The sequence below is a fragment of the Paenibacillus sp. MZ03-122A genome (genome assembly GCF_024213325.1).
Lineage (GTDB): Bacteria > Bacillota > Bacilli > Paenibacillales > Paenibacillaceae > Paenibacillus > Paenibacillus polymyxa_B.
The window spans coordinates 20,662-32,811 of sequence record NZ_JANAVI010000024.1 but is presented as its reverse complement, the minus strand read 5'-3'; the positions used below and the strand labels follow the sequence as shown (position 1 = coordinate 32,811).

Below are 12,150 nucleotides of genomic sequence, written 5' to 3'. Positions count from 1 at the left end.
TTCTCATCTAAACTGAATTTAGGCAAAAAACTGCACCTCCATTGTTAGTCGTGTCTAACAAATGGGGTGCAGTTCATAAAGCGTCTGCTTTTTTATAAGCTTTATTATTTATGCTACCCGTTATGCTGTCGATTTGGAGCGAAGTGGCAGCATTCGTCGTTCTTCGTACCGCTGATAAAACCAAATACAAGCCGCCATCCAGCAGCCACTCATAAAATAGCCACCCACAACGTCGCTCGGATAATGTACGCCCAAATAAATGCGGCTCGTCCCGATTGCTACAATCAGCAGGCTGCTGAGTACAATAAGAAGGATACGCCCCAGCCTAGAAGGAACATGCTTCCACACTAAAAATGTCAGCGCCGCATACATGCTAAAAGCTGTCATGGAATGTCCGCTTGGAAAGCTGTATCCATTCTCTTCAATAATACGGTTAATCTCCGGTCTCGCACGCTGAAAAAGCAATTTTAGTATCGTATTCAGCATTACCGATCCCAATACACCAGCCGCCAAAAAAAGCAGTTCTCTGCGATGTCCCAATACTCTATAGAGCACGAACATGGCAATTAAAATGATGATCACAACTGGAATCCCACTGCCGATCATGGTAAAAAATTTCATTAGACGGGTCATGGCGGGCGACTCTAGTTGTCCAATAGCCGAAATAATTTCCTGGTCAAAATGCCGAACTTGATGGTCACTCACCCATAATGCGACCAAGCCAAAACCGAATGCACATACTATACATGTGAGCAGAGCCAAGGAAATGGGCAGCTTTGTTGATGTTTGCTTCATTTTCTATAGTTCCTCCATAATATTCATTGCGTGATAAAACAAAGTTCAGCATTAGCTTACATATAGGTCTTACTTTGCCCACTTTTCTCTTATCATTTCATTAAAAGAATTAGGTGCGTATCACTTTATAATATAAGGATTTCATATTGACTACAAAATCGCAAGCGGAGTGTAGCGAAAAAAGCAGCATCAAAAAAGGACGCCATTCAAGCCTTATAAACGGCTCGAATGACATCCTATGATTACACTTGACAACTACAAGCGCACTTCCCAAGTTAAATAAACATCATCTTCTAATTAGGTTGGTGTGACTTCTCCAAGTTTAACCTTACTCTCTGCTTCCTCTATTGGATAGCGTCTGCGGAACCACAGCGACTGAAGCAGCAAGAAGGTGCCGCTTACCGTCCAATATAATGGCATAGCAGCAGGGGCATTAAAGGAAAAGACCGCCATCATAATCGGTGAAAGATAACCCATGATCGCAAATTGCTTGCGCTGTTCAGGCGTCATCTGAAACTGAGAAAGCTTGGCCTGTGCCAAGTATACAACTGCGACGACGATTGCCAAAATCCAGTCCGGCTCTCCGAGCCGGAACCATAGGAAGGAGTGAGACGCCAACTCCGGGGTTAAGCGGATTGCAGTGTACATACCACTCAAGATCGGGAGCTGAATGAGAATAGGCAGACAACCGATATTAAGCGGATTGAATTGATGCTCTTTGTAAAGCGACATCATTTCCTGCTGCATACTCTGCTGGCTGGCGGCATCTTTTTTGTTTTCATACTTCTTCTTAATTCGGTCCAAATCGGGCTGCATGGCGCTCATCTTGCGCTTCATCCCCTGCTGGGCACGTGTTTGACGCATCATAAGAGGAAGTAATGCCAGCCGAACAATGAATGTCAAAGTCATAATCGCCAGCCCAAAGCTTCCACCAAACCATTGCGCCAATTGCTGAATAAGCCAAGAAAGCGGGAACACCACGTAATGATTAAAAAATCCGGGTGTCTGTGCATTTATCTCCGCAGCATTCGCACCACAACCAGACAGCAGCATGACCACCGCCAACGCTACCATTAATCCAAATATCCGTTCTTTTTTACCCCAAAAGGTGAATCCCTTGAATCGTTTCATATGTTCCTCCTCGTTGATTGGCTGTGCCATCGTTCAACGAGGGAGAACAATCGGTTGCATCTTCATCCGGTGCTTCCTTACGCCGGATATGTCGGGCCAGCCGGACAGGCATGTCCTGTCCACGGGCAGACATCGGCATCTGTGGAGAAGCATGAGACCTTACGGGCCCGCCTTCGACCCAGCATTCGGGTACATTGCCGTGCAAATGAGCGAGATACGTATAAGTCACTGTGCACAGTAAGCCGATTGTAAATAAATAAGGGAGTAGGTCCTGAAGCTCAAACAAGGGATTCACCTCCTTCGGTTTGTTGCCACAATTATAGCACGAAAACTGGACAAGCGACTAATCTTTAATTAGAGATACAGGTTCGACACAAGCAACTGAATTTAAGTTTTACAGGCTCACGCTCCTTCGGTCCAACGCTCAAATCCGGTGGAATGATATTTATTCAAAGCGGAAACCGTCTGCTTGGCGTCAAGCTCCCTGCTTCTTTAAAATAAGGCCAAAGATTTCAAGCAGCATTCTCGCTGGAACAGCAAAAGGTTAACGGATAGCAAGCATACGATTCAATGCTAGTACAGCATCCTGTCTGATCTGAGCATCCACACGAATCACACCCACAGGCTCACCCCGATCAAACTGCTCCATTGCCCACAGCAAATGGGGAAGATCGATCCGGTTCATGGTCAGACAGGGACACATATCGGGATTGAGCGATTCAATCTGCTGTTCAGGGTACTGCTGCTTGATTCGTTGCACGAGATTCATTTCTGTACCAACAGCCCATTGAGTTCCCGGCTCTGCCGCGCGAATGGTATCGATGATGAATTTTGTGGAGCCCGCGCAATCTGCGAGCTGTACGACCTCATAAGAGCATTCGGGGTGAACGATGACCCGGATGTTCTTATCACGCTCGCGGACATTGCGAATGTGATCTACTGTAAACTTTTCATGAACAGAGCAATGTCCTTTCCATAAAATAATTTTTACAGTTGCCGGGTCCTGTTCAGTCTCAAGCTGATCGGTCATTGGATTCCACACGGCCATTTCATTTAGCGGAATTCCAAGATCGTAAGCTGTATTGCGACCTAAATGCTGATCCGGCAGAAACAAAATACGTTCCTTTTGCTTCAGCGCCCACTCCAGCACTTGCTTAGCATTCGAAGAAGTCACGGTAGCCCCGCCATGCCGTCCTACAAAGGCTTTGATCTCTGCTGTGGAATTTACATACGTTAACGGAATGATCGTATCTCCTACCAACTCCTGTAAATGCTTCCATGCTCGTTCTGTCTGCTCCACATTCGCCATATCTGCCATCGAGCAGCCTGCACGCATATCCGGCAGGACAACAGTCTGTCGATCAGTAGTCAGCATATCCGCTGTCTCCGCCATAAAATGTACCCCACAAAATACAATAAACTCCGCTTCCTGATTTTGTGCAGCCAATTGAGCAAGCTGTAGAGAATCTCCTGTTATATCAGCAAACTGAATAACCTCGTCCTTCTGATAGTGATGGCCCGGTATGAGCAGCTTCGGTCCCCATTTTTGTTTCAGCTCGGCCACTCGCTGCTCCATGTAAGCAACCGTCAGTGTCTTATAATGCTCTGGAATAAGCCCTCGATTTCCTTGTAAAACGTCAAGCATAGACATTAAAATCCCTCCATATCGATGCGGCTGATCGTTCCCGCTCTCACGAACAGATAACCGCTCTGTGTACATACATGTTTACAAGTGTCTTGACACTTATATTTACACATGCCTACAATAATCTCAAGAGTTTTTGAATGGAATTATTTTTAAGCAGGGAGGATTTGGTGTGATTTATCTGGACTATGCCGCTTCCACACCTATGTGTGGCGAAGCTTTAAATATGTATAACGTATTAAATAAGGAAATGTTCGGAAATGCCAGCAGTCTCCATGATGCGGGCGGTCAAGCAGCCTATACGCTAGATTACAGCAGGCAACGAATAGCAAATATGATTGGCGGGCAAAAGGAAGGCATCTATTTTACAACAGGGGGAACAGAATCCAATATGTTGGTTGTGCAATCGATCCTGAACGGGTTGCCGCAGCATAAAAAGCATTGGATCATGAGCGCTTTGGAACACCACTCGATGTACAACCTTGCTACTTTGCTGGAACGTCAGGGCTATGAACTGACCATTGTGCAACCGGATCGGGAAGGACGAGTGACCCGCGAAACTCTTTTACCTCACCTGAGAGAAGACACCGGACTTGTCTCCGTACAACACGCTAATTCGGAAACGGGACTGGTTCAGGACCTTGCTGCCTTATCTCCCCTGCTACGCGAACGGGGTATTTTGCTGCACAGTGATGCGGTACAGACATTTGGGAATATTCGCGTAGATGTAGAATCCATGGGAGTAGATGCACTCACTGTATCAAGCCATAAAGTGTATGGCCCCAAAGGTGTCGGTGCTGCATATCTCAAACCCGGAACCCCGTGGCGTCCCGTGTACCCTGATACACTACATGAAAACGGATTTCGTCCTGGAACGGTTAATGTTCCCGGGATTGCAGCCTTTGTCGCGGCGGCAGAAATGATGACCGAACAGATGGAGTCGCATCAGGAGCGATATACTACCCTGAGAAGACACTTTTTTACGAAAATTCAGGAAAGATCCATTCCGTTACGTTGGGCCGTACAGGAAAGCGAGAATAAAGCAGTGCTTCATCATATCGTAGGATGTTTTTTTCACGGTTACGAGGGACAATATGTTATGCTGGAATGTAATCGCAAAGGTGTCTGTATATCAACTGGAAGCGCATGTGCTGCCGGACACCACGATCCTTCGCCTGCCTTACAGGCGCTTGGAGCATCCGGCCGTGAAGCGTTACAATTTATCCGTGTTTCTTTCGGAAGAACGACCACCATCGAGGAATTGAATGTATTGGTAGATATTTTGACAGACCTGACGCATCGAAAAGAAAGGAGCTTATCCCGTTGACTGAATCTTTAAAACGGTCAGGTACGGATCGCCGCGAACAGCTACTATTGTGGCTCAAGAGCGAATCACCACTGACCGGGAGCGAACTGGCGCGCAGATCCTCCGTCTCCCGACAAGTAATTGTCCAGGATATTTCCCTGTTAAAAGCAAGCCAAGAGCCTATCCTTGCAACAAGTCAAGGATACATTTATATGGAGCCTGCGAGTCAGGCAACTCCCTTAGCCTCACGTATTATTGTGTGTAAACATCGACCTGAACAGACAGAAGAGGAACTAAAGCTGATTGTGGACTACGGTGTAAGTGTGCAGGATGTTATTGTTGAGCATCCAGTATATGGGGATCTGACTGCTCCGATACGGGTTGGCACTCGCAAGGAAGTGGACGATTTTATCCGTAAAATCAGCTCCACCCAGGCCACTTATTTGTCCCAGCTGACGGGAGGCATCCACCTGCATACCTTGAATGCCTCGGACGAAGATAAAATTAATGATGCCTGCGCTGCATTGGAGCAAGCGGGCTTCCTAATGACGGACTAACTTAGTGCGCTTAGCGGAGTAAAGAAAATCCTGTCCAGTATGTGGAGTGCAACTGTGCTCCACATGGACGGTATTGTAGGTAGCGAGAAATAAAAAATCCCGGCCCCCTCATATAAGGGAATCGGGAATGAACTATGTGAGCTTAATTTCAAGCAGCTCATATTTAATTACAGCCATGGGTGCATCCACATGAATGATACTGCCCACTTCTTTTCCCAAAAGTGCCTTGCCTAAAGGACTTTCATAGGAAATTTTGTTATCAAGAACATCCGCCTCAGCAGGACTTACAATTTTGTATTCCATCTTCTCTGAAAATTCGATGTCATTCAGAATGACAGTCGATCCGATACTAACGGTTCTAAGGTCTAAATTACTCTCATCCACGACCCGGGCTTTGGTCAGCATCTTCTCCAATATGAGAATGCGGGTTTCCATAAACGCTTGGTCGTCCTTGGCTGAGTGATACTCACTATTTTCTTTCAAATCGCCGTAGCTGATAGCCAACTTAAGGCGTTCGGCTAGCTCCTTGCGTTTTACGGTCTTCAGTTCCTTAAGCTCATCCTCCAGCTTGGCCAATCCCTCTTTAGTTAACAATACTTCTTCATTCGACATATTTTATCTACAACTCCTATTTCAGCATTTTGCTTAATTCCAATTCAACGCTCAAAAATACAATAAACGAACTAAACCGTTTCAGTCTAAACATTGCTGATTGAAAACGCTCCTGGGATTTATGCAAATGCTCATTTGGCTTGCTTTATTGTAGTTTACTCTAAATCGGACCAACATGCGAAATAAATTACTGGATAACAGTAGCCAACTACCTTCAGCCAGGGTGATTCTTATAGTAACCAATGCTCTCTTATTCGCATATCGTATGATCATAACGTATATTGATGAGCACATGGAGTGCCGCTGTCCTTGTCTCGAATTTTGTGAAAACCAGGCAGGAGCAGTATATGGCGGGAGGAAGATTCAATGGCTTCCTTAGGAAAGAATGGTAATGGGAACGGGAATCGTAAATCCAAATCCCCCCTCAACGGCCAAAAGAAAAATGGATTAAACAGTAATTCGGCTATCTTTTCTGCGCTTCAAGGAAAAAATGTGGAGGTCCTCGTGGCAGCCCTCCTACTAACAGGAAAACTAAACGTCGATTCCGTGACTTTATACAGACAAGCAACATTGTTTTTAGGGCTCACAGGAAAATACAAAACACTAGCATCCACTCCATCCAATGTCGATAATATGGTGAAATTTTTAAATGATAACGGGAATATGACACTGGACCAGGTGATACAAGCCTTTTCACAGAAAATAAATAATTAACAAGTGGCGAAAGGAGACTTATGCGGTGAGTGAGTTTGATGGAGAATATTTTGCAGAGGTTGTCATTATTGTGATTCTAGTTGCCATGTTCTTCTATGGCTCCTCAGATATAGAGGGACTTTCCGCTTCGCCAACCCAATCCTAAAATGATAATTACCGCTTCGAAAAAAATAAAAAAGCATCTATAGACTCTCACGAGGTCAATAGATGCTCTTACTTTTTAACGGCCCATCATTTCTACTTAATGCCCCTTTACTTCTACACTTATCGTTTGACTAGAAACTTCTCCTGAAGCATTAACTAACTCGGCCCGATACTCATATGTACCCGACTTTTGATTTTGGATGTTGGTGACTGCGCTTTGGGCCTGCGGGTTCTGGCTTGGAAGATCCTGGGCATCGATCAGTTCTCCATTTTCATATAAGTTGTATTTTGTCGCATTCGTGCCCCACCACATGTTCATTGTAAGGGTGTAGGTGCCGTCACCGTCCCAATTGTCATGAGACAGCACTGGAATGCCAGGGGAAGCATCGGTCACTTCGACAGTTAACGAATCGCTGGTCGTTTTACCAGAAGCGTTGATCAGTTCTGCAGTATACGTGTAGGTACCATTGGTCTTGCCTGTAACAGGAATGACTGCATGCTGTGCTCCAGGGGAAGCGGCTTGCAACGATTGGGTGCCAATCAGCTTGTCGTTTTCATACAACTTGAGTTCATCACCATTCGTACCCCACCACAGATTCATGGTGATGTTGTAGTTGCCATCCTTCAGCCCGGTGTCCTGCCCGTTATCATGCGACAGCACAGGCTTACCCGGCACTTCACCTACAGCAGTCTTATCGACTCTAACGGTTACAGGATTGGATACGACCGTTTTACCGTCCAAGGTGACGCTGGCTGTAATCTCCGCGCTCCCCTCTTTTAGGGCCTTAAGTTCTCCATACGTATCCAGCGAAACGGTTTCATGACTGCTGATATACTGAACAGAAGCGCGGCTTAATTCAGCTTCGCTGCCATCTGTCAGCGTACCCTTGAGATGTGTCGCTGCCGTATCCCCAATGTTGAGGGTCGTTTGATCCAGTGAAAGCTCTACTTCCTGCAAAGCTGCGCCTGCCTGAGCTGAAAAATCATCCAGTCCACGCGGTTTTAACTGATAATTCCCTTTGAAAATCGCCGAAATTCCCTTCAGCTTCACTTGCTGTCCTTCTTGATATGGAAAAGATGTCCAAGTTAAGCCTGTACGTGCATCGACGCGCACATGGTGACTTACTTCACCAGATACTGCATCAAATTCAAACGAACCTACGGGAGTGGCGTCTATCACATTACGAATCATTGCCGTAGGAAGCTCAACCAACTGTCCTTGGTTCGCATCACTGAGTTCGGTGACTTGTACAGCTTCCGGAAGTTGTCCTTCTCCCGTTTTTTCAATTGCCACTGGATCGGTTAACTCTAGCTCACTATTATACAGTGCCAAGCTTGCTGTAAGCTTTACTCGATCCCCTTGGTGAAAGCCGCTTTGGTTCTGATATACATAAATACCGCCACTTTCATCCTGCATGTAAAAGGCTTGACCACCGAATGCACCTGGTTCTGTCGTCACAACCCCCTCTAAGGTCACGACTTTGCCAGCCGGGAGATTCCGTGCTTCTGCGACACTGATACGAGCTGGAACCGTATTGCCTTCCTCAGGCAACGGCTGGGCCGGGACATCAGCCAGCACGACGGATTGGGTCAGCAGATTGCTGCCGTTTTGCCTCAGTCTAAGATTAGCTGAACCACTGGTTCCCGGCTTGATTCGCACCGTCAAGTCCTTATAGGCATGGCCTTTGCCGTTGGACTCCAGGCTAAATGTTCCGCTATAGCCGTAAGAGGTTGGCCAGCTTCCATCCGGATTTTGAATTTGGGCTACTTGATTGCCGCCTGCAACATAAATACCTGTGCTGAATCCGCTAATCGTGCTGTTAGGAGCCAGTTGGTCGGCAGTAACTCGAATTTGAAAAGGCTCTGCATTGGGCAGCTGCTCCTGACGAACGATGCTGTACACAGGCTGCGCACTGGCTGTAGATCCGCCATAGGACCCTGCTTTGAATGTTCGCTGATCCCACCATTTGTAGCCGGCTGCGGGAGCGGACCAAGGCTCGGCTTGTGGTTCCGTGGAAGTCTGTGGCTCTTCAAAAGGCAGTAATGCCGTCGGCTCGTCCAGCTGTAAGCTTTTCACTTCCGTCAGGCTGGTATACTCCTCCTTCTTGGACAACCAGTCTACGATATTAACCAGTAACACAGCGTCATCCTGCTCCTTAAAGCCGTCATACGTTGTCTTCTTGGTTCCTGTCTCTTCGCGCAAATATTTTGGCGTTGCATCTTCGACAGGAGACGAGTCCCCAATGAAAGCAGCTTTGCCTAGCCCTACTTTCGATACAGCTGCATAAGGTCCTTCCGGAATGCCGCCTCCGTTATAAACGCCCTGATCTACCGCATTGCCCCAAGCCTGACTGGTTTTAGGAAGATATACGATTCCCTTGGCTTTCGCTGGGTCGATAATTGCGAGTGTTGATCCTGCATGCATTGCGACATTGCTCACTCCAGCTGTAATGTTAAACGCCTGCGCTGGCTCAACAATCTGATTGGCCGTGATATCGCCTAATGCATTGTAGCGAAAACGCACACCAAACTGGCTGCCCAGCCAATCTGAGCTGACTACGCCCTGCATTGCTGCCGAGCTTTTTTCTTCCGCACTCATACCCTTCGCAGGGTCTTCCCATGCACCACGACGATAGCCATTAATGCTCTCCGATCCGTCCCAGCGATTCTTGTTGCGGTCCGCGTTATAATGATCTCCAATGAAAAAAATACTATTGCCTGCTTTTACATACTGCTCCATTGCAGCCTGTTCGCTCTGTTTAAAAGGAATATTCGGCTCTGCCGTAACAAATACATCATAATTCTTTAGATCATTGTAAGTAATAGGCGTGGATTGGCGAAGCTCGTGTACATCATAGCCATTACTCGCGAGGGCTTGGCCGAAGTCTGAAAATCCACCATCCATCACCCAATCTGCTGCGCCAGCTGTCTGTCCATGTGTATTATCAAACAGCACTTTTTTACCAGCGTTCTCATTGACCACTTTCGCTGCAATGAAGGGGGCTGGGTCCGCCGGACCTTCTGCCCGTGCCGGTTGCATGCTGCCCGCAACACCAGCGTACAACGATAAAGTGAAAACCATAGCAGTTGCGTATTTGAAGCTACGGGATGTAAAACGACGAAAGATTCCCATTATTTTCCTCCTGTTTGTTGGTTTAAAACCCCTCTGGGGGGCATCAGACAAATTTTAGCATTCATTTATATTCGAATATGCATTGTTTTGTAAATCTTTAGGAATAATGAATAGGAAGGAAATTCCAATAAAAAAGATACACCGTATGCAGCAATGTGAGTACCGCAAATAGGATTTTCCCGGCAGCCCGGGTTCTTCTTTCCCCTGTAATCAGCTTTGCGCCATTCACGATTAATACCCACACGGCAATGAGTGCTGAAATGAGTGGCAGCGTGCAAATTCCCCAGATATACCACGCGGAATAGCCATACACGATCTGATTGTTACCATAGATGACCTGCACCCCGAGAAAAATCGTATTTAGTGACGCAATGAATGCAAGGTTGGACGAAATGTGATTATTCGTTTTACGGATATCTCTGATCACATATCTTACGATCCAAATCAGCAAGGTCGTGATGAAAAATAAGGAGGCGGCAGCGTAGCTGACAAGCAGAGTCCAGGTACGCTGCCAAAGTGTCGTCTGCTTCATGGTCTTACTATCCGGGGCAACCATCATCCACGTACCGTTTTCCTGATACAGCAAAATTTTAAGCTGGCCCCCCTTTTCCACAAACAATCCATCGCCTGCTGCTTGAAAAACTTTGTCTGTTGCTTCATTCTCATTTGGGTATTTTCCTTTAACAATTAACGTATGATCATCTTGAATTCGCACGGTGTATGTAATGTTTCCCAGTATCCGAATCCATTTTCCCCACCCATGAACAGGATTAGAATCCACCTGATATACGCCCTCAATCTCTGGCGAAAGCTTCACTTGGGTGGAAGAACGAGCTAGTGACTGCGAAACGGCCTGCGGCTCTGAGGGCAGCATTTGGGCTATCGCATGGATGACTTTTCCATGAAGCAGGGTGTCCGTGTCAGCTGAATTAATGATCACAAAAATACCGATCTTTTGCGACGGAATCAGTACCATTTCGGAAATAAAATCATCAATTTCCCCGGTAGCCCACAGCATAGGTACTCCCGTCTCCAAATGACCACGGAAAAATCCGTAGCCTACGCCATCCAGGCGTGTATCGACTGCAAATTGCTGCGCATGCATCACTTTTACCGTATGTGGCTGGAGCACCACTTTGCCCTCATACTTGCCCTGGTTTAAATGAGTGATCAGATAATGGGAAAACTCGTTGGGTGTGACGTTCAACGCTCCTGCTCCCGGCAGATTGATATATGACAAAGGCTGTTTCAAATACGCTCCATCCTTCCACTGATACGATTGGGCCAGTGCCGGATGATTTAACGGCAATTCCAGCGTCGCGCTGGGCATATTCATCGGCTGGAACAGATGTGTACGGAGGTAATCATTCAGTCTCTGACCGCTTACTTGCTCCACGATATTACCGATCAGACCGTAGGCGACATTGCTGTAATCATACTGAATTCCAGGTTTGCGGATGGGAGGCTGATTTTGAAAATACGTGCTGAGATACTGCTCTGTGGGCAAAACGCCTGCCCGAGTTGAGCTGTTAATGTCGTACAGCGCTTCATCCAATCCTGAGGTATGTGTCAAAAGCTGATGCAAATTGAAAGGATGATTTTGGTATTGCGTAGTTTTATAGCTGTGGAGATAGCTGTTCACGTCTTCATTCAAATCAAGCTTGTTTTGCTCAACCAGCTGCATCGTGGCGCTTGCACTAAATGATTTGGTTAGAGAGCCGACACGAACAATGGTCTTCGCTGGATCGAATGCCACTTTCCGCTCCAGATCTGCATATCCATAGCCTTTACTAAAAAGGATTTGGTTTTCTTGGGTCACGACGACCGCAGCCCCCGGAATATGCAATTTTTCCAATTCTTTATTCATGATATCGTCCACTGTTTTTTCCAATGAATCAGGTGTTATGCTGTCTGTTGCCCATGCCGAAGCAATGAGCAGGTTCCAGAGAAACAATGCTGCTAAAAATGCGGATAGGTAGCAAATGCCTTTATTCTTCATATGAAGTACCATCCTTACGTATGAAGTTGATTTAATGATTTGAACCGTGCGGTGATTGCATAGCGAGCAGATATTTATACTCCGTTTGGAAGCCCTCAGCATGGCGCTATGGAA

The 12,150-nt window shown here is 46.5% G+C and carries 10 protein-coding genes; 3 read left to right on the top strand and 7 right to left on the bottom strand.

Features of this window, described 5'->3' with window-relative positions:
* Nucleotides 1-120: 120 nt before the first annotated feature.
* The 4 genes from NLX74_RS24970 to nadA all read right to left on the bottom strand — a co-directional run bounded on the left by NLX74_RS24970 (nucleotide 121) and on the right by nadA (nucleotide 3,577).
* Nucleotides 121-795: a phosphatase PAP2 family protein gene (locus NLX74_RS24970; RefSeq protein WP_061830136.1), complete on the bottom strand. Its 675-nt coding sequence runs from the start codon at nucleotides 793-795 to the stop codon at nucleotides 121-123.
* A gap of 297 nt (nucleotides 796-1,092) precedes the next feature.
* Nucleotides 1,093-1,926, bottom strand: a complete 834-nt coding sequence (gene yidC / locus NLX74_RS24965; protein WP_254330880.1) for a membrane protein insertase YidC — start codon at nucleotides 1,924-1,926, stop codon at nucleotides 1,093-1,095.
* Nucleotides 1,892-2,221 carry a hypothetical protein gene (locus NLX74_RS24960; protein ID WP_254330879.1) on the bottom strand — a complete coding sequence of 110 codons (330 nt, stop codon included), beginning with the start codon at nucleotides 2,219-2,221 and terminating at the stop codon, nucleotides 1,892-1,894. Before NLX74_RS24960 ends, yidC begins: the two co-directional genes overlap by 35 nt.
* 249 nt (nucleotides 2,222-2,470) lie before the next feature.
* Complete coding sequence (nadA, locus tag NLX74_RS24955; RefSeq protein ID WP_235306316.1) at nucleotides 2,471-3,577, bottom strand: quinolinate synthase NadA; 1,107 nt, start codon at nucleotides 3,575-3,577, stop codon at nucleotides 2,471-2,473.
* A 166-nt stretch (nucleotides 3,578-3,743) separates the two neighbouring features.
* Between nadA and NLX74_RS24950 the strand changes: the two genes are divergently transcribed.
* Together NLX74_RS24950 and NLX74_RS24945 are read left to right on the top strand one after the other, a co-directional pair.
* Nucleotides 3,744-4,898: an IscS subfamily cysteine desulfurase gene (locus NLX74_RS24950; protein WP_235306317.1), complete on the top strand. Its 1,155-nt coding sequence runs from the start codon at nucleotides 3,744-3,746 to the stop codon at nucleotides 4,896-4,898.
* Nucleotides 4,895-5,434, top strand: coding sequence for a transcription repressor NadR (locus NLX74_RS24945; RefSeq protein WP_039274627.1), 540 nt, complete (start codon nucleotides 4,895-4,897; stop codon nucleotides 5,432-5,434). The genes NLX74_RS24950 and NLX74_RS24945 overlap by 4 nt, the downstream gene beginning before the upstream one ends.
* Before the next feature lie 132 nt (nucleotides 5,435-5,566).
* Here the strand turns inward: NLX74_RS24945 and greA are convergent, their stop codons facing one another.
* Nucleotides 5,567-6,046 (bottom strand): transcription elongation factor GreA, encoded by a 480-nt coding sequence (gene greA, locus NLX74_RS24940; protein WP_013310174.1) that lies wholly within the window; start codon nucleotides 6,044-6,046, stop codon nucleotides 5,567-5,569.
* A 366-nt stretch (nucleotides 6,047-6,412) separates the two neighbouring features.
* On the opposite strand from greA, the gene NLX74_RS24935 reads away from it, so the two are divergent.
* Nucleotides 6,413-6,760, top strand: coding sequence for a hypothetical protein (locus NLX74_RS24935; protein WP_025721144.1), 348 nt, complete (start codon nucleotides 6,413-6,415; stop codon nucleotides 6,758-6,760).
* Nucleotides 6,761-7,001: 241 nt separating this feature from the next.
* Here the strand turns inward: NLX74_RS24935 and NLX74_RS24930 are convergent, their stop codons facing one another.
* The gene (locus tag NLX74_RS24930; RefSeq protein WP_254330878.1) at nucleotides 7,002-10,037 is read right to left on the bottom strand and encodes an endonuclease; all 3,036 of its coding nucleotides are present in this window, start codon (nucleotides 10,035-10,037) and stop codon (nucleotides 7,002-7,004) included.
* A 97-nt stretch (nucleotides 10,038-10,134) separates the two neighbouring features.
* Nucleotides 10,135-12,036, bottom strand: a complete 1,902-nt coding sequence (locus NLX74_RS24925) for a serine hydrolase domain-containing protein (RefSeq protein WP_254330877.1) — start codon at nucleotides 12,034-12,036, stop codon at nucleotides 10,135-10,137.
* Between the last annotated feature and the right edge of the window lie 114 nt (nucleotides 12,037-12,150).

What these genes read in the sequence shown, in the direction of transcription:
- greA (WP_013310174.1), bottom strand. Translation starts at nt 6,046, where the DNA reads ATGTCGAATGAAGAAGTATTGTTAACTAAAGAGGGATTGGCCAAGCTG.
- NLX74_RS24970 (WP_061830136.1), bottom strand. Translation starts at nt 795, where the DNA reads ATGAAGCAAACATCAACAAAGCTGCCCATTTCCTTGGCTCTGCTCACA.
- yidC (WP_254330880.1), bottom strand. Translation starts at nt 1,926, where the DNA reads ATGAAACGATTCAAGGGATTCACCTTTTGGGGTAAAAAAGAACGGATA.
- NLX74_RS24925 (WP_254330877.1), bottom strand. Translation starts at nt 12,036, where the DNA reads ATGAAGAATAAAGGCATTTGCTACCTATCCGCATTTTTAGCAGCATTG.
- NLX74_RS24930 (WP_254330878.1), bottom strand. Translation starts at nt 10,037, where the DNA reads ATGGGAATCTTTCGTCGTTTTACATCCCGTAGCTTCAAATACGCAACT.
- nadA (WP_235306316.1), bottom strand. Translation starts at nt 3,577, where the DNA reads ATGTCTATGCTTGACGTTTTACAAGGAAATCGAGGGCTTATTCCAGAG.
- NLX74_RS24935 (WP_025721144.1), top strand. Translation starts at nt 6,413, where the DNA reads ATGGCTTCCTTAGGAAAGAATGGTAATGGGAACGGGAATCGTAAATCC.